At 65.7% G+C, this 17,925-nt stretch carries 17 protein-coding genes; 13 read left to right on the top strand and 4 right to left on the bottom strand.

Going from position 1 to position 17,925, the window contains the following annotated elements; all coding sequences use genetic code 11:
• Positions 1-18: 18 nt before the first annotated feature.
• Entirely contained in the window at positions 19-240 is a 222-nt protein-coding gene (locus tag ACWEO2_RS08745) for a hypothetical protein (protein ID WP_452404773.1), read from the top strand.
• 229 nt (positions 241-469) lie between these two features.
• Positions 470-1,000, top strand: coding sequence for a hypothetical protein (locus ACWEO2_RS08740; protein ID WP_452404772.1), 531 nt, complete (start codon positions 470-472; stop codon positions 998-1,000).
• Between the two features lie 164 nt (positions 1,001-1,164).
• Here the strand turns inward: ACWEO2_RS08740 and ACWEO2_RS08735 are convergent, their stop codons facing one another.
• Positions 1,165-2,352 (bottom strand): helix-turn-helix domain-containing protein, encoded by a 1,188-nt coding sequence (locus ACWEO2_RS08735; RefSeq protein WP_354957411.1) that lies wholly within the window; start codon positions 2,350-2,352, stop codon positions 1,165-1,167.
• 199 nt (positions 2,353-2,551) lie between these two features.
• On the opposite strand from ACWEO2_RS08735, the gene ACWEO2_RS08730 reads away from it, so the two are divergent.
• From ACWEO2_RS08730 to ACWEO2_RS08715, 4 genes are all read left to right on the top strand, one after another.
• Positions 2,552-2,800: a hypothetical protein gene (locus ACWEO2_RS08730; RefSeq protein WP_452404771.1), complete on the top strand. Its 249-nt coding sequence runs from the start codon at positions 2,552-2,554 to the stop codon at positions 2,798-2,800.
• A 404-nt stretch (positions 2,801-3,204) separates the two neighbouring features.
• Positions 3,205-4,149, top strand: a complete 945-nt coding sequence (locus ACWEO2_RS08725) for an ABC transporter ATP-binding protein (protein WP_354957409.1) — start codon at positions 3,205-3,207, stop codon at positions 4,147-4,149.
• On the top strand, positions 4,149-4,907 hold the full coding sequence (locus ACWEO2_RS08720; RefSeq protein ID WP_452404770.1) for an ABC transporter permease: 759 nt from the start codon (positions 4,149-4,151) through the stop codon (positions 4,905-4,907). The genes ACWEO2_RS08725 and ACWEO2_RS08720 overlap by 1 nt, the downstream gene beginning before the upstream one ends.
• Positions 4,908-5,275: 368 nt before the next feature.
• Positions 5,276-6,199 (top strand): adenylate/guanylate cyclase domain-containing protein, encoded by a 924-nt coding sequence (locus ACWEO2_RS08715; protein WP_452404769.1) that lies wholly within the window; start codon positions 5,276-5,278, stop codon positions 6,197-6,199.
• Position 6,200: 1 nt separating this feature from the next.
• Here the strand turns inward: ACWEO2_RS08715 and ACWEO2_RS08710 are convergent, their stop codons facing one another.
• Entirely contained in the window at positions 6,201-6,344 is a 144-nt protein-coding gene (locus ACWEO2_RS08710) for a hypothetical protein (RefSeq protein WP_452404768.1), read from the bottom strand.
• 343 nt (positions 6,345-6,687) lie between these two features.
• On the opposite strand from ACWEO2_RS08710, the gene ACWEO2_RS08705 reads away from it, so the two are divergent.
• From ACWEO2_RS08705 to ACWEO2_RS08675, 7 genes are all read left to right on the top strand, one after another.
• A complete protein-coding gene (locus ACWEO2_RS08705) occupies positions 6,688-8,400 on the top strand; it encodes an acyclic terpene utilization AtuA family protein (RefSeq protein WP_452404767.1) in 1,713 nt (570 codons plus the stop codon).
• Complete coding sequence (locus ACWEO2_RS08700; RefSeq protein ID WP_452404766.1) at positions 8,397-9,599, top strand: acyl-CoA dehydrogenase family protein; 1,203 nt, start codon at positions 8,397-8,399, stop codon at positions 9,597-9,599. The genes ACWEO2_RS08705 and ACWEO2_RS08700 overlap by 4 nt, the downstream gene beginning before the upstream one ends.
• Entirely contained in the window at positions 9,596-11,194 is a 1,599-nt protein-coding gene (locus tag ACWEO2_RS08695; RefSeq protein ID WP_452404765.1) for an acyl-CoA carboxylase subunit beta, read from the top strand. Before ACWEO2_RS08700 ends, ACWEO2_RS08695 begins: the two co-directional genes overlap by 4 nt.
• Before the next feature lie 11 nt (positions 11,195-11,205).
• Positions 11,206-13,356, top strand: coding sequence for an ATP-binding protein (locus tag ACWEO2_RS08690; protein ID WP_452404764.1), 2,151 nt, complete (start codon positions 11,206-11,208; stop codon positions 13,354-13,356).
• Positions 13,353-14,513 (top strand): acyl-CoA dehydrogenase family protein, encoded by a 1,161-nt coding sequence (locus ACWEO2_RS08685; protein WP_452404763.1) that lies wholly within the window; start codon positions 13,353-13,355, stop codon positions 14,511-14,513. The genes ACWEO2_RS08690 and ACWEO2_RS08685 overlap by 4 nt, the downstream gene beginning before the upstream one ends.
• A gap of 64 nt (positions 14,514-14,577) precedes the next feature.
• A complete protein-coding gene (locus ACWEO2_RS08680; RefSeq protein WP_452404762.1) occupies positions 14,578-15,360 on the top strand; it encodes an enoyl-CoA hydratase family protein in 783 nt (260 codons plus the stop codon).
• A 5-nt stretch (positions 15,361-15,365) separates the two neighbouring features.
• Positions 15,366-15,980, top strand: a complete 615-nt coding sequence (locus tag ACWEO2_RS08675; RefSeq protein WP_452404761.1) for a TetR/AcrR family transcriptional regulator — start codon at positions 15,366-15,368, stop codon at positions 15,978-15,980.
• A gap of 107 nt (positions 15,981-16,087) precedes the next feature.
• Here the strand turns inward: ACWEO2_RS08675 and ACWEO2_RS08670 are convergent, their stop codons facing one another.
• Together ACWEO2_RS08670 and ACWEO2_RS08665 are read right to left on the bottom strand one after the other, a co-directional pair.
• On the bottom strand, positions 16,088-16,726 hold the full coding sequence (locus ACWEO2_RS08670) for a Uma2 family endonuclease (protein WP_452404760.1): 639 nt from the start codon (positions 16,724-16,726) through the stop codon (positions 16,088-16,090).
• A gap of 145 nt (positions 16,727-16,871) precedes the next feature.
• Entirely contained in the window at positions 16,872-17,903 is a 1,032-nt protein-coding gene (locus ACWEO2_RS08665) for a hypothetical protein (protein ID WP_452404759.1), read from the bottom strand.
• Positions 17,904-17,925: the final 22 nt, after the last annotated feature.

Raw genomic sequence — 17,925 nt, 5'->3', positions numbered from 1 at the left:
ACAGGAGAGGGGCAAAAGATGGAAACCGGCACAGTGTGGCGCTGGAAACCGCGTAACGGTACCGGCGTGATCAAACTCGATGACGCCGACAGCACGCTTGTTTGGTTCCACCTGTCGGACGCTCGCGGGGATCTCGATATAGCCACGATCGCCGAGGGACTACCGGTCGATGTCGATGTCGAGCCGATCCCGCAGGGGGAGTGCACATGTCGCGCAAAGTCGGTGTACCGAAGAGAGTGATCCTGGCTGTCCAGGAATGGATGCCGTACAGGGGTTTTGCTGGGGCCGTGCTGGGCGCGACGAGTGACGTACCCGACTTTCTCTTCCGCAACTTACGTAGGCAGGCCCGCAGCTTCCGGCGTGAAGACTGGCTGTGGTTGCGTTGCAAGACTTTCCATATCGAAGCAGACAACAGCGGTGATATTCCGCCCCGCCCCCCAGCACCTGGACGTTTGATCACCATGCGCTGGTGCAGGCAAACACCGAGAAGGGCCTGCATCAGCGCATTCTCGACGGATGTTGGGCTGGTTGGGGTGGGATGTGGAACGTTCGTGGGGCGCTGTCTATGCGAGCCAGCAACCCGACCGGCGGTAACCGGCTGATCTGGTCGTTGCAGCTGTCGCCGTACGTGCAGGGCCTCATTGTCGGTGACACGATGGCATGCGGTGCCTACGTCGAGGGCAAGATGCTCGCCGAGCGTAGTCATTCGGCGGTCGAATACGGCCTGGGCGACCACCGTTCGACTACCTTCGACCGCACCCTGGACCCAGGGGGCGATACGGCAGGAGCTAGCTGGGGAGCGGCACCAGGCCAGGGCACCGGCGACTACGCAGTGCAGGGGGAATTTATGCCGGGACTGCTCGGCGAGTTAGCTGCGGTGCATGCCGGTCACCTGGTTCGCCAGGCCGGTCGCATTCCCAAGCGGTTCTGGCCGAGGCCTCGTCAAACGCTGAATCGGGGGCGGCCCCGTCGCGCGGGTATTCGCAACTCAGGCGCATGAATTGAGCGCCGGAGGCCGCACATACTCGTACGGCCGCCGTAGGCTTGGAGGCATGGGCGCGGATCTCGGGGAACGCCTGCAATCGTTCGGAAGCGGCGCGGCCTGACGCAGCGGGAGCTTGTCGAACTTCTCGGTGTCGCGGTCGGCTGTGGCTGTAGCCGAGCTCAGATCTTGACGTTGGCCCAGCGGGCGAAGCGCGCGAGTGTGTCCGTGCCGCGTCGGGCGTGAGCGATGACGCGAACGGTTTCGTGAACTTGGGGGTGGTTGCGAGTCAATTCCGGAGCCACCATCCGCGCCTGCTCGAGACTGCCGAGTGCGCGCTGCTTGTCGCCGTGCAACAGCCATGCGCGCGACACGTCGATCAGGTGGTGTCCGGCGCGAGAGGGTGCCACCGAGGCAGGTAGGTGGATGCGTTCGGCCCGCGACACAGCGGTGGTCCCATCGGACAACTCGACCGGTACAGCGACGGAGTGGATGGCGACGTTCGAGGGCCGGAATCCGGTCCCGTAGTTGCGGTACCGGTCTTCGCCGATTGCCTCGGCGATATCGCGGGCTTCTCGTAGGTGCGAATCTGCGGCATCGCCGTTGAGTGCGCGGGCGGACAGGATCGACCCGCGCAGGTGCAGCGCGCCGCGCACTGCGAGCAGATCCGGTGTGGTGTTCAGTTGCTCGCTGGCGGTGTAGGCGCGTTCGATCGTTTTCGAGCCCGCGACGTAGGCGCCGGAGTAGAGCAGGATCAACGCCTGGTTGTACTCGGCGGCGATGGGCCAGATCGGGTCACCGCTGCGTTCGGCTGCCCAGCGGCAGCGTTCCGCGGCCAGCCCCGCCAAGTCGAGGTAGCCGTACTGGTAGGCGAACAGCATGGCCTTGCTGTAGGCGTAGGCCAACGTCGAGTGAATGGCTTCGAGTTCGCGGCCGGGATTCTCGTTGTCGGCGAGCATGTGCAGGCCACGGATGACGTCCGGAAGATCTGCGGTCAGATCGGTGTATCGGGCTCGGCGCATACCCTCGCGCACACGATCGAGCGCAGCGGACAGGTCCTCGAATGTGGTTGGCCCGGTGAGGGGTTCGTCGTTGAATGCCACGATCGCGCGCCGCAGCTCGGGAATGGTGGCATGTGCCGCCGCGTCAGCGTGGTCGGGCGTGTACGGCTGACCGGTCAAGTCGCCGATGCTCACTCCCAGCACGCGGGCGATAGCGGCGATGAACGCGGGTGACGCGGGCCGGTCGCCCTGTTCGACTTTGCGTAGCAGCGACAGCGAGACGTTGGCCTTCTGCGCAAGCTGGATCTGCGTCAGCCGCGCGAGCTTGCGTGCCCTGGAGGTGCGAGCGCCGACCCCCATCTCATCCATACCCCAACAGTGCCACACGCTGTGGCGCTTCGCAGCCGCTCGGAGGGGCGACGCTACTGGTCAACCCCGCCGTTGGGCTGACATTTCCGGTCCCCGGCGGCGGGTGCCGACCATGCGAATGAGGGGGTATGCGATGCGAGACGAGCCGACTGCGTTGGGATGGGTCGACCTCGAAATCAGTTCGGCGGCGGACTGGGATGTGGCGCAGGTGCGGCGGCTGGCGCAGCGGCTGGGGTACGCGCTGGTCTGGCCGCCGGAGTTGTCGCCGCTTCCGCTGATCGACCAAGTGCGCTGCGCTGATGTAGATGCTGTGATCACACCGTCGCTCGAACATCTGAATGTGCTTGCGGTGAACGCGATCATGAGTGTTGCCGATGTGGAGATCGTGCTGCCACGGCTGTCGTTTCATCGTTGGGCGGAGATCGCGCCTGCCGGATGGCTTCGGTGAGCGGGACGGTTGCGTTCGAATTGGCTGTGGCGGTTGGGTTGCCGCTGGCGGTGCTTGTCGGCGCGGTTTGCTGGCCGACCAATGGCCGCGATGACGAGGACGACGAGTAGACAAGGCCCGTCGACTACGGCATGGTGTTGGCTCCGACACAACGATGGGTTTGCGGCTCACAGTTGCCGCGGATCGCGAAACCGGCCAGCGCCAGCATCCGCTGACGTACAGCGGCTGGTTCGTGGCGGGCCGTTCGAAGACCCGCCGCGCCCGGCGCATTAACGGGGGCATTGGTCAGGGGGATTCCCTGATGCGGCTCGGGGCCGGTCGGATCCTTCGTCATCCTCGAGGATGATTGAACTAGGCACCATTTAATGACGCGCGTGGGCGCGCGATGAGGAAAGCTGGTCACCATGATCGAGCTGAGAGGCCTGACCAAGCATTACGGGCAGACCGTCGCGGTTCAAGATCTCTCCTTCACCGTTCGACCCGGACAGGTGACGGGGTTTCTTGGGCCGAACGGCGCCGGTAAATCCACCACCATGCGGATGATCCTCGGCCTGGACAAGCCCACCGCGGGCACCGCATTGATCAATGGCAAGCCCTACCACGAGCTGGACCATCCGCTGCGCGCCGTTGGCGCGCTGCTGGATGCCAAATGGGTGCATCCGAACCGTTCGGCTCGCGCGCATCTGCAGTGGATGGCCGCCTCCAATGGCATCGCGATGTCCCGCGTGGACGAGGTGTTGCGGCTGGTCGGCCTGTCCGAGGTGGCGGGCAAGAACGCGGGCGGCTTCTCCCTCGGTATGTCACAGCGGCTCGGCCTGGCCGGTGCGCTGCTCGGCGATCCGCCGGTGCTGCTGTTCGACGAGCCGGTGAACGGCCTGGACCCGGAGGGCATTCTCTGGATCCGCCGTTTCATGCAGCGGCTGGCGGCCGAGGGCAGGACGGTGCTGGTCTCCAGCCATCTGCTTTCCGAAATGGCCCAGACCGCAGAGCATTTGGTGGTGATCGGACGCGGTCAGCTGATCTCCGATTCGACCACACAGGAATTCATCGAGCGCGCCTCGGAACAGTCGGTGCGCGTGCGCAGTCCGCAGCTCGAGCAGCTGCGCAGCCTGCTCACTTCCAACGGGCTGACCGTCCGTGAAGACGGCGCGGGCCAGGACGGCGCCGCGCTGGTGGTCGCCGGGGTGACCAGCGACGCGGTCGGCAAGCTCGCGGGCGCCAATGACATCACCCTGTTCGAGCTGGCGCCGCAGCGGGCCTCGCTGGAGGAGGCCTTCATGCGGATGACCGGTGGCGCGGTGCAGTACCACGGTGAAGGTCTCGACCAGGTGATGGGAGGTGCGCTCTGATGGGCGTGCTGGCAGCGGAACGAATCAAGCTCACCTCGACCAGGTCGCCCTGGTGGTGCTCGGCCATTGTGGTGGTGCTCGCCCTCGGCCTGGCCGCGCTGTTCGCAGCGGTGGCCCGCTCGTCATCGGGCAAGGAGAACGCACTGGATCTGACCGTCGCCACGGCGGTCGGCGGGATCAGCGGATTCGGCGTAATGGTCCTGATGATCATGGCCACCCTGACGGTGACCAGCGAATACCGCTTCGGCATCATCCGGACGACCTTCCAGGCGACGCCGCACCGCGCGAAGGTGATCGCGACCAAGGCCGGTCTGGTCGGGGTGTACGGCGCGGTGCTCACCATTGTGCTGGCCTTCGCCGCCTTCGCGATCGCCAAGGCGGTCGGCGGCGATGCGAGCAGCAATTTGACGCTCTCCGGCGGCGATGCCTGGCGCGAGATCTACGGCATCCCGATCTACGCGCTGCTCAGTGTGCTCCTCGCGGTGGGCATCGGTGTGCTGGTGCGCCAGTCGGCCGCGGCGATTTCACTGATCGTCTTGTGGCCCTTGCTGATCGAGCCGCTGCTCGGCGCCTTCGGCAGCTTCGGGCGCAATGTGCAGCCGTTCCTGCCCTTCGCGAATGCGAGCCACTTCTACAGCGCCACCGAATCGACGGCGAACTGGCACTGGGGACCGTGGGGCAGCCTGCTCTACTTCGCCGCCTTCGTCGCGATCGTCTTCGGCGCCGCGCTGTTCGTGGTCAACCAGCGCGACGCCTGATATCGGCTACCCGAGTTGCCCTCCCTCGCCACTCGGGTGATGGGCGCCGACCTTGTCGGGAGGTCCGCGCGCCCGGTGCACCGTTCGCCACTGCCCGGCGGACGGTGTCATCGGCCCGGTGTGTGAATCCCCTTCCACACCGGGCCGATGCGTATTTCGGGATAATCCGGGCGACATTGTGAATATCCAGAAAACTGTGATTTGCGTCGCTTCCATCGGGAAGCGATGCTCGTTACGCTCGGGAACAGCAACCAGTGAGTTATCTATCGGTGGACCCGCTGAAGTGCCCGCTGAGTCTGATCTAGGGGTGGCAGATGGCGGTAATAAGTAGCCCGCCGACGGTTGGTCGGCTGAGATACGCTCGGAGCGTGACCGAAACACCTTCCGGCGGTAGAGAGCCCGCGTCGGAGCCGGAGGACAACGGCGGCGTTGCGCCCGAAGTATCGATACCCTTGGTGCCCGCCGATGAGGCCGACACACCGCGGCGTTCCGGTCCGGGATTTCCTCGTGGGCAGCTCTCCGCGCTGATGAATGCCGCGAACCAGCGGCCGGACCTCATCGGTGCCCTGCGCAAGGCGCGCGAACAGCTGCCCGGTGACCCGTCTTTCGGTGACCCACTGTCGGTTTCGGGTCCGGGCGGTGCGCGTGCAGTTGCGCGTGCGGCGGACAAGTTGGTCGGCGATGCGCCGAGTGCGGCCAGGGAAATCGGCTTCGGCGCACTGCAGGTCTGGCAGGCCGTGCTGGAGCGCGTTGGTCGCGGACACGGTAGCGAAGAAATAACTGTGATGTTCACCGATCTGGTGGCGTTCTCGAGTTGGTCGCTCTCAGCGGGCGATGAGGTGACCCTCGAACTGTTGCGGGTGGTAGCCAAGGCCATCGAACCGCCCATCGCCGATCGCGGCGGCCAGGTGGTCAAGCGCATGGGCGACGGTGTGATGGCCGTATTCACCTCGGCCGATCGCGCATTGCGCGCCGCCGTACAGGCCAAGTGCAATCTGGCCGAGGTCGACGTGCGCGGCTATCGGCCGCAGATGCGGATCGGCCTGCACACCGGCACGCCGCGCGAGATCGGCGGCGACTGGCTCGGAGTCGATGTCACGATCGCCGCGCGGGTGATGGAGGCCGGCGGCAATGGCAACACCATGCTGTCGGAGGCCACGTTGCAGTCGCTGGCGCCGGAGACGTTGGGGGAGCTCGGATTCGTGGTCAAGCCGTACCGCCGCAGCTTCTTCGCGGCGCCGTTGAGCGGTGTACCCGAGGACCTGCGGATCTTCCGGCTGTCGAAAGGCTGATCTACATCAACCACAGGGCCGCGCCAGCGGCCGCGAGTACGCCGAGTACCGCGAGGGTGATGGCAAGCGGCCGGGTGGTCTTCCAGGTGGTGTAGGCCCCGCCGAGGAGGAATCCGGCCAGGGCGAACAGGATGTACGAGGGCATTCGCCCATTCTGTATCTTTGGCCGCGCCTTCGGCGCGGCGGGTTCGCGGCCCCCTTTTGTCTCGCGTCCGAGCCGTCGAGACTCGCGACTTCGTCGCATGCGCTTCGACGACTCGGACGTGAGACGGGGCCGCGAACGGTCGCTCGTAAGACTCGCTCCGTGGTGGTCGGCTGTTGTGTACGGCTGCTGCCCTGAGTGCAGTGTCTGGTCTGGCCAATTAACAAGCACGCGTGCTTGCTTTTTTCTGGATCGAGTGTGATGCTGGACCCGGGAACGCGGACTCCACCGGCGGCGCAACGCGGCGCGCCGGGACGGTTCGCCGCACAGGAGGGCCTTCCAGCTGATGAGTATGCTGGCCGCCGATCCGGAGCTGATCCGAATCGGCAACTGTTCCGGGTTCTACGGTGATCGGCTCAGCGCCATGCGGGAGATGCTCGATGGCGGGCAGCTCGATGTGCTCACCGGGGACTATCTCGCCGAGTTGACCATGCTGATCCTCGGCCGCGACCGGATGAAGGATCCGAGCCTCGGCTATGCCAAGACCTTCGTCCGGCAGATCGAGGACTGTCTCGGGCTGGCGCTGGAACGCAATGTCCAGATCGTCACCAATGCCGGTGGGCTCAATCCGGCCGGGTTGGCGGAGAAGCTGCGCAAGGTCGCCGCGGATCTCGGCATGGACGCCAAGATCGCCCATGTCGAGGGGGACGACCTGCTCGGCCGGGCAGGCGAACTCGGCCTCGGTGCGCCGCTCACCGCCAATGCCTACCTCGGTGCCTGGGGCATTGTCGAATGTCTGAACGCGGGCGCGGATATCGTGGTCACCGGACGGGTCACCGACGCCTCGGTGATCGTCGGCCCCGCCGCCGCCCATTTCGGTTGGGGGCGAACCGATTACGACCAGTTGGCCGGTGCGGTGGTGGCCGGACATGTCATCGAATGCGGCACCCAGGCCACCGGCGGCAATTTCGCGTTCTTCACCGAATTGGCCGATCTGGGCCGCCCCGGCTTCCCGATCGCCGAGGTGCGCAGGGACGGCAGCAGTGTCATCACCAAACATCAGGGCACCGGCGGTGCGGTCACCGTGGATACCGTTGCGGCGCAGCTGATGTACGAGATCCAGGGCGCGCGTTACGCGGGGCCCGATGTCACCGCGCGGCTGGACAGTATCGAGCTGAGTTCGGACGGCCCCGATCGGGTGCTGATCGGCGGTGTGACCGGCGAAGCGCCGCCGCCGCAGCTGAAGGTCTCCCTCAATACGCTCGGCGGCTTCCGCAATGAAATGGAGTTCGTCCTCACCGGACTCGATATCGAGGCGAAAGCCGCACTCGCACAACGACAGCTGGAGTCTTGGCTGCCCGTGCGGCCCGCCGAGCTGACCTGGACGCTGGCGCGACTGGACCGGCCGGATGCCGAAACCGAGGAGCAGGCCAGTGCCCTGCTGCGCTGTGTGGTTCGCGATCCGGATCCGAACAAGGTCGGTCGTGGCTTCTCCAATGTCGCGGTCGAGTTGGCGTTGGCCAGTTATCCGGGGACCAACTTCACCAGTCTGCCCGGCAATGGATCGCCGTACGGTGTGTATACACCGGGATTCGTCGACGCCGCCGAGGTGCCGCATGCGGCGGTGCTGCCGCAGGGCACCCGCGTCGATATCGAGCCAGCATCGGATACCCGGGAATTGGCCGAGGTCGCCGCACCCGAGCTGCCGGAACCGTTGCCCGCCAGCGAAACTCGCCGCGTCCCGCTCGGCACGATCGCACTGGCGCGCAGTGGCGACAAGGGCGGCAATGCCAATATCGGCGTGTGGGTGCGCACCGATGAACAGTGGCGCTGGCTGGCGCATGCGCTAACGGTCGAGCGGGTCAAACAATTGCTGCCCGAGGCCGCGCAGCTGACCGTCACCCGGCATGTGCTGCCGAATCTGCGTGCCGTGAACTTCATTATCGAAGGTCTGCTCGGACAGGGGGTGGCCTATCAGGCCCGATTCGATCCGCAGGCCAAGGGGCTCGGCGAATGGCTGCGCTCGCGTTATATCGATATCCCGTTGGAGTTGTTATGAATTCAGTATCGCGAAGCGATTCGACCGGGGGCGGTGGCCGGGCGACGGATGGGGATTCGTGGAATACGCCAGAGCGTCGCGAATTGCGCTCGACTGTACGAGGTTTCGCCGAGCGGGAAGTCCTCCCGTATCTCGACGACTGGGAGCGCAATGGTGAGATTCCGCGCGAACTGCACAAGAAGGCCGGAGCCCTCGGCCTGCTCGGCATCCAATTCCCGGAATCCGCAGGCGGTTCCGGCGGTGACGGCATCGACGCCATGATCGTTTGCGAGGAGATGCACCAGGCCGGTTGTTCCGGTGGTCTGTTCGCCTCCCTGTTCACCTGCGGTATCGCGGTGCCGCACATTGTCGCCTCGGGCAATGCGGATCTGATCGAACGCTTCGCGCGCCCGACCCTGGCCGGGGAAAAGATCGGTTCGCTCGCCATTACCGAACCGGGTGGCGGTTCCGATGTCGGCCATCTCACCACGACCGCGCGCCGCGATGGCGACCACTACATCGTCAATGGCGCCAAGACCTACATCACCTCGGGTGTGCGAGCAGATTTCGTGGTGACCGCGGTGCGCACGGGTGGCCCTGGTTCCGGCGGGATTTCGCTGCTGGTGGTGGAGAAGGGCACGCCGGGATTCACCGTCAGCCGCAAGCTCGACAAGATGGGCTGGCGCGCCTCCGATACCGCCGAACTGTCCTACGTGGATGTCCGGGTGCCGGTGGAGAATCTGGTCGGCGCCGAGAATTCCGGTTTCTATCAGATCGCGGGTGCCTTCGTCAGCGAGCGCGTCGGCCTCGCAGTGCAGGCGTATTCGCAAGCGCAGCGCTGTCTGGATCTGACCCTGGAATGGGTGCGCAATCGAGAGACCTTCGGCCGCCCGCTGATCAGCAGGCAGGCCGTGCAGAATACGGTGACCGAAATGGCCCGCCGCATCGATGTGGCCCGGGTCTACACCCGAGATGTGGTGCGGCGCAGCGCAGCTGGGGAAACCGATCTGATCGCCGAGGTGTGCTTCGCCAAGAACACCGCCGTCGAGGCCGGCGAATGGGTGGTCAACCAGGCCGTGCAGCTCTTCGGCGGCCTCGGTTATATGAGCGAATCCGAGGTCGAGCGGCAGTACCGCGATATCCGCATTCTCGGCATCGGCGGCGGCACTACCGAAATCCTCACCGGCTTGGCCGCGAAACGATTGGGGTACCAGTCTTGACGACATTACGAACCACGCTCGATACCGCGTCGCCGGAGTACGCGGCCGCGGCCGCGGCCATGACCGCCAAACTCGATGAGGTCGAGGCCGAATTCGCCAAGGCCATCGCGGGCGGCGGCCCGGATAAACTGGCCCGGCACCGCAAGCGCGGCAAGCTGACCGCGCGCGAACGCATCGAATTGCTCATCGACGAGGATTCGCCGTTCCTGGAGCTGTGCCCACTGGCCGCATGGGGCAGCGACTTTCATGTCGGTGCCAGCGTGGTGTGCGGAATCGGCATTGTCGAGGGCGTCGAATGCATGATCGTCGCACCGGATCCGACCGTGCGCGGCGGCACCTCGAATCCGTGGACACTGCGCAAAAACCTGCGCATGAACGATATCGTCATGCAGAACCGACTACCGGTGATCGGCCTGGTCGAATCCGGCGGCGCGGATCTGCCGACGCAGAAGGAAGTCTTCGTGCCCGGCGGGCGGATGTTCCGGGATCTCACCCGGGCGTCCGCGGCCGGAATCCCCACCGTCGCCTTGGTTTTCGGCAACTCCACCGCCGGTGGCGCATATGTCCCGGGTATGTCGGACTACACGGTCATGATCAAGGAGCGCTCCAAGGTATTCCTCGGCGGACCGCCGCTGGTCAAGATGGCCACCGGCGAGGAGTCCGATGACGAATCGCTGGGCGGCGCGGATATGCATGCGCGCGTCTCGGGTCTGGCCGATTACCTGGCGGTCGACGAACAGGACGCGATTCGCATCGGCCGCTCCATTATCAAGCGGCTGAACTGGAAGAAGCAGGGGCCCGCGCCCCGCGCCGAGGTGATCGAACCGCGCTACGATCAGGAAGAGCTGCTCGGCATTGTTCCATCCGATCTGAAGATTCCGTTCGACCCGCGCGAGGTGATCGCCCGCGTTGTCGACGGTTCGGATTTCGACGAGTTCAAACCGCTCTACGGCGGCAGTCTGGTCACCGGATGGGCAGAACTGCACGGCTATCCGGTCGGCATTCTGGCCAATGCGCGCGGTGTGCTGTTCTCGGAGGAGTCGCAGAAGGCGACCCAGTTCATCCAGCTCGCCAACCAATCGAATACGCCACTGCTGTTCCTGCACAACACCACCGGTTACATGGTCGGTAAGGAATTCGAGCAGAAGGGCATCATCAAGCACGGCGCGATGATGATCAATGCGGTCTCGAATTCGAAGGTGCCGCATATTTCGCTGCTGATGGGCGCGTCCTACGGTGCGGGGCACTACGGCATGTGCGGTCGCGCCTACGACCCGCGGTTCGTTTTTGCCTGGCCCAGTGCGAAATCCGCCGTTATGGGCGGCGCGCAGCTGGCCGGAGTGATCTCGATCGTGGGCCGGGCAGCCGCGGAGGCCAAGGGTATTGCGTTCAACGAGGAGGCCGATGCCGGGATGCGCGCGATGGTGGAGGCGCAGATCGAGGCCGAATCGCTGCCGATGTTCATGTCGGGGCGGCTCTACGACGACGGCGTGATCGATCCCCGCGATACCCGCACGGTATTGGGAATGGCCTTGTCCGCCATCCACAATGCCCCAGTCAAGGGCGCCGAGGGCTTCGGCGTCTTCCGGATGTGAAGGGCCGAACAATGACAGCATCGCGTAGCGATTCGGTGAGGGGCGGTGGCCGGGTGGCGGGTGGGCTTAGCAATGTTCTGGTCGCCAACCGGGGTGAGATCGCCCGCCGGATATTCGCCACCTGCCGCCGCATGGGTATCGGCACGGTCGCGGTCTACTCCGACGCGGATGCCGCGGCACCGCACGTCGCGGAGGCCGATGCGGCGGTGCGCCTGCCGGGAAGCACTCCGGCGGAGACATATCTGCGCGGCGAGCTGATCATCGAGGCGGCCCTGGCCACCGGTGCCGATGCCATCCACCCGGGTTACGGATTCCTTTCCGAGAATGCCGAATTCGCACGTTCGGTGCAGGCGGCCGGACTGGTGTGGATCGGCCCGCCGGTGGAGGCCATCGAGCAGATGGGCTCGAAGGTCGCCTCGAAGAAGATGATGGACGCCGCCGGTGTTCCGGTGCTCGCCGAACTCGATCCGGCCGAGGTCACCCCCGCGCATCTGCCGGTGCTTATCAAGGCCTCCGCCGGTGGTGGCGGTCGCGGCATGCGCGTGGTGCGCGACCTCGCCGATCTGGAATCCCAGATCGCGGCCGCGCGCCGGGAAGCCGAATCCGCCTTCGGCGATCCGACGGTGTTCTGCGAGCGGTACCTGGAGACCGGCAGACATATCGAGGTCCAGGTCATGGCCGATACCCACGGCACCATCTGGGCGGTCGGCGAGCGTGAGTGCTCGATCCAGCGCCGCCATCAGAAGGTGCTAGAGGAGGCGCCGTCGCCGCTGGTGGAGCGGATCGACGCCATGCGCGCGTCAGGCCCGGAGGCACGCGGCGGGGGCCGTCAAAGCGGTACCCCGCAAGGTGTACACGCGCACGCAGGGCCCGCGCGCATGGCCGATGGACAGAGCATGCGGGAGCGGCTGTTCGAGGCCGCCAAGCTGGCCGCCGGTGCGATCGGCTACACCGGTGCCGGAACCGTGGAATTCCTCGCCGACGAGGCGGGCGAATTCTTCTTCTTGGAGATGAATACCCGTCTGCAGGTGGAACATCCGGTCACCGAATGCACGACCGGACTGGATCTGGTGCGCGCGCAGCTGGAGGTCGCGGCGGGCGGTGCCCTGGCCGCCAGCCCGCCGCCGCTGCGTGGACACTCGATCGAGGTCCGGCTCTATGCCGAGGATCCGGCGCACGAGTGGCAGCCGCAGAGCGGCACGGTGCATCGGCTCGAAATCCCATCGGTGCTCACCGAATTCGACATGCTCGACCGGCCGGGGGTGCGACTGGACACCGGTGTGGTCGACGGTTCGGTTGTCGGGGTGCACTACGACCCGATGCTCGCGAAGGTCATCTCCTACGCCGAGACGCGCGCCGAGGCCGCACGCCTGCTGGCAACGGCATTGCAGCGTGCCAGGATTCACGGTCTGGTCACCAATCGCGATCTGCTGGTCCGGGTGCTGCGCCACCCGGCATTCCTCGCCGGAGACACCGATACCGCCTTCTTCGACACCCACGGATTGGACGCGCTGTCCGCGCCGCTGGTCTCGGCGGCCGACGAATCGCTGTCGATCGTGGCCGCCGCACTCGCGGATGCCGCGGCGAATCGCAAGGCGGCGCGGGTCGGTGCGGGATTGCCCGCGGGCTGGCGGAACCTGCCGTCGCAGTCGCTGCACAAGTCGTATGAAAGCCGTACCAGCGGAACACATGACATCGGCTACCGCTTCACCCGCACCGGCGTCACGGTGGACGGTCACGACGGCCTCGAACTGGTAGCAGCCGGACCCGACCGGGTTGTGCTCGCGGTTCCGGGCGAACGCGGACTGGTGCGTCGGCAATTCGATATCGCCCGCTACGGGGATCTGGTCTGCGTCGATTCGCCGCTCGGACCGGTCTCGGTGCGCAGGCAGCCGCGCTTCAGCGATCCGGCCGATCAGGTCGCATACGGTTCGCTGCTCGCGCCCATGCCGGGCAGCGTGATCCGGATCGGCGCCGAGGTCGGCAGCGCCGTCGAACAGGGCCAGCCGATTCTGTGGCTGGAGGCGATGAAGATGGAGCACACCATCTCCGCGCCCGCCGCAGGTGTGCTCAGTGCCCTCAATGTCACTGTCGGCCAGCAGGTCGATGTCGGCGCCCTACTCGCCGTCGTCGATCCCACCGAAATCCAGGAGAACCAATGAGCTTCATCGAAACCGACGAGCAGAAGGCGCTGCGGGCCGCGGTGGCCGCGCTCGCCGCGAAGTACAGCTACCGCGATTATGTGCTGCCGAAGGCGCGCAAGCACGAACCGCTCACCGAATTGTGGGATGAGGCAGGCAAACTCGGCTTCCTCGGGGTGAATCTGCCCGAGGAGTACGGCGGCGGTGGCGCGGGCATGTACGAGCTCTCGCTGGTCATGGAGGAGCTGTCCGCCCAGGGCGCGGGCCTGCTGTTGATGGTGGTCTCACCGGCCATCTGCGGGACCATCATCACCAAATACGGCACCGACGAGCAGAAGCAGCAGTGGCTGCCCAAACTCGCCGACGGCAGCGGCAAGATGGTCTTCGGCATTACCGAACCGGACGCCGGCTCGAATTCACATCAGATCACCACCACCGCGCGCCGTGACGGCGAGGACTGGATCCTCAACGGCCGCAAGATCTTCATTTCCGGCGTCGACCAGGCCGAGGCGGTGCTGATCGTCTCCCGCACCGAGGATCACAAGACCGGCAAGCTCAAGCCCGCGCTGTTCATCGTGCCGACCGATACCCCCGGCTTCGTCAAGACGCCGCAGGAAATGGACATTATCGAGCCGGACCACCAGTTCACCCTGTTCCTCGATGACGTGCGGCTGCCGTCGGATGCGTTGGTCGGCAAGGAAGATGCCGCGCTGATGCAACTGTTCGCCGGTCTCAACCCGGAGCGGATCATGGGTGCGGCCATGGCCGTGGGCCTGGGCCGCTATGCCATCGAACGCGCCGTCGAGTACGCCAGGGAACGCACGGTGTGGAAGACGCCGATCGGTGCGCACCAGGGCATTTCGCATCCGCTCGCGGCGGTGAAGGTCGAGGTGGAGTTGGCCAAGCTGATGATGCAGAAGGCCGCGACCCTGTACGACGCTGGCGATGAGATGGGTGCCGCCGAGGCCGCGAATATGGCGAAATACGCTGCGGCGGAAGCCAGTATCAAGGCGCTCGATCAGGCGATCCAGACTCATGGCGGCGCTGGCCTCACCAAGGAGTACGGCCTGGCCGCCATGCTCGCCGCCGCCCGCATCGGTCGCATCGCCCCGGTCAGCCGCGAGATGGTGCTGAATTTCGTCGCCCAGTACTCGCTGGGCCTGCCCAAGTCCTACTGACACTCTCGCCCTCGTCCCGACTCCGGGCGACGAGGGCGGGGGCGGCCACTCTATAGGAGGTTCGATGCCCGAGACATCCACCGCGCCGTATGTGCGGTACGAGATCGCCAATGGCTTCGCGACGCTCACACTCGACTCACCGCACAACCGCAATGCGCTCTCCTCGCGATTGGTGACCGAGCTGCTGCAAGGTCTCGATGATGCCGCGGCCGACCCCGCCGTGCGCGGCATCGTGCTCGCGCACACCGGCAATACCTTCTGCGCGGGCGCCGACCTCAGCGAAGCCAGCAATGCCGATCCGGCGGTGGCCGCCGATGAGCGCACCCGCGTGATGATCGGTGTACTGCGCAGAATCGTCGAAACACCCAAGCCGATCATTGCCCGAATCGAGGGCAATGTGCGCGCGGGCGGTATGGGTATCGTCGCCGCTTGCGACATCGTCGTGGCCGGTCCCGGCAGCAGTTTCGCGCTCACCGAGGTGCGAATCGGGTTGGCGCCGTTCATGATTTCGCTGACCCTGCTGCCGCGGCTCAGCTCGCGCGCGGCCAGCCGGTACTACCTGACCGGTGAGAAGTTCGGCGCGGATATCGCCGAGCAGATCGGCCTGGTCACGGTCACCGCCGACGATCCGGTAGCGGAGGTGGCCCGGCTGTGTGCGGAGCTGCGCAAGGGCTCACCGCAGGGCCTCGCCGAGGCCAAGCGGCTGGTCAACGCGGCCATCCTGGCCGAGTTCGACAGCTCTGCGGAGGAGCTGGCCACCCGCTCGGCGAGCTTCTTCGGCACTCCTGAGGTGCACGAGGGCATGGCGGCCTTCTTGCAGCGCCGTCCTCCGAGCTGGGCAGAATAGCGCCCATGGTCACACCCCACGAACCCAAGCAGGACCGCAGCCGAGCCACCCGGCAGCGCCTGCTCGAGGCGACCATCGAATGCCTGGCCGAAATGGGCTGGGCGTCGGCCACGGTCGCGGTCGTCGCGGAACGGGCGGGGGTGTCGCGTGGTGCGGCTCAGCATCACTTTCCGACCAGGGAAGATCTGATCACCGCCGCACTCGAGTACATGTTCGACAGCCGCACCCAGCACGCCGTGGACGAGGGCAGGGTGGTGACCGCCATGGACGAAGGGATCGGCCGCACCGAGGCGGTGGTGGCCGGGTTGGTCGAGTCCTACACCAGTCCGCTGTTCAAGGCGGCGCTGCAGGTATGGACGCATGCGGCGGCCGATCCGGCGCTGCGGGAGCGAATCGTGCCGCTGGAAGCCAAATTCGGTCGCATCTCGCATCGGCGTGCGGTGGAGGCGCTCGGGGTGGACGACTCCGACCCCGTTGCCCACCACCTCGTCCAGGCCACCCTCGATCTGGCCCGCGGGCTCGGCCTGGCCGATGTGCTGACCGATGACTCGGCCCGCCGCAAGCAGATCATTTCGCAGTGGGCGGCAACACTACACACCGCATTGAACGCACCGCGGTGATCCGTCGGTTTTGACACCCACCCTCGTGTACGCGGATATGGCTGCGGCAATCCCGCACACGACGAACATCGGTCACTGTGGGTCGCCGTCGGAATGACTATCCGATATCAGTCCAGGCCGACATCGAGCTGATTCCAGCTGATCGCCACGTCAAGTGGGTCGGCAACATCGACCGCTACCGCGTCACCGCGAGCCCGCAGCGACATGTTCTCCCGGACGTAGGTGCCATCGGTGGTGAGTCTCAGCATCTCGATCGATGTCGCGGGCCCATCGTCCTGCACCATGCGCACGATCCAGTAACAGGGGATTCCCAGCCGCGCGTACTCCGCGCGCTTTTCGACCAGATCGGCCGTCACCGTATTCGGGGACACGACCTCGACAACCAACAGCGTGTCCGACGCTGTCGGCTTCGTCTTCCACTTGCCCCGCGGCTCATCGATGCAGCGGTACACAATCGCATCCGGCCGCTTGTAATGAAAAGGAACCTCGGAAACCAACATGTCGAGTTCACCACTGGCCCGCAAACAGGGCATGTCACGGGAACGCTTGGATACCGCCTCGCGCAGTGCTCCCTTGATGTTGTCGCTGATCGCGACGTGGTTCGGCGACGGGGATTCGCGATGCACGATCATGCCATCGCGAATCTCGAGGGTGCGGGCTATGTCCTCGGGCATGTCCAGGTACATGGTCATGTCGACAATCGGGATCGGCGTACGCAGCCATGACCAGTCGACAGCCTCGCTCATGCCGCGAGCCTAACGTCTCGGTGGTACCCGGTCCGAGGCATCGGCTCAGGCGGACATACGCCCGCATGTGGGCTGATCGAACCGGCGCAGAGCCGCGAGGTGCGTCAAGCGACGGCTCGAGCGTTTATCGGTGGGGGGTGTCGAGCTAATCCTCGACTGGGCCCTTGTCCGGTGATACGTGCCGGAACCAGCTGGCCGCCTCCTCGGGAGTCAGTACCCGCTCCAGCGTCAGATCGCCCAGCATATTCGGGAAGAACCGGCCCGCTGGCCAATTGCGCTGGTACGGCGGCGGATCCAGGATCAGCAGGCGGGTGCCGTCGATCACCGGGATATCGGAGGGCGTGCCCTCGTTCCAGATCCAGGAGCCGTCCGGCGCGACCAGATTGAATGATCCGGTGGTGTGCACCATGCCCGGCATATCGCGGCACATGGCGACCGCCTCCGCCGTTGGTGCTTCGCCGGGAATATGCCCACCGCCGATGAGCGCATCGGCGAGCAGGGTGTGCAGTTGGAAGTTGTCACCGATGCCGGTCATTCGCATCGCGTAACCGGTGCCGGTCTCGCGGTGCAGCGCGATGAGCGGCTCGTCGTCCAGCACGATCAGCGCGTATCCGAGGCACTTGTCCCACCGTGCGGAGATCTCGCCCAGCGCATCGTGACGCTCGCGGATGATGTCGCGCCCCGCCTGTCCGAACTTCTGCCGCACCGACTTGTGCTGCAACATGGCCAGACCCGCGCGGTTCCAGTCGTCCAGCGTCCACCACGACAGCGTCTGGTCGAATCCGAAGACCTCGAACAGCTCCGGGTCCAGCTCGACCTGTTCCGGGTCGGGTGCGTCGCCGGCATCGGCCGCCGCCCACATTTCGGCGAATTCCTTGGCGCTGTCGAGTGTTTTCGCGAGGTTGCCGAGTACCTGGGGTGCACATGGCACCGGATCCGCACCACCCTCGACGCACGCGCCGATGAGGACCGCGATACTCGCCCGCGGTCCCAGCTGCACATCGGTCAACAGGTCGGCGAGCCGCTTTCCGCCCTGTGCGAGCTCTTGTGGAGTCGCCGATTGGTACAGGCGGTGCATCTCCATATGAGCCTGTTGCTGTTCCTGCGGGTCCTGCGCGTGCACCGCGCGCTCGAAATCGAAGACGGCGTCAATGAATCGATCGGTGGTCGAGCTCATGCCTGCACGCTAACACGCTGTT

Source organism: Nocardia sp. NPDC004278, from assembly GCF_053602975.1.
This window is presented reverse-complemented; position numbering and strand designations above follow the sequence as displayed.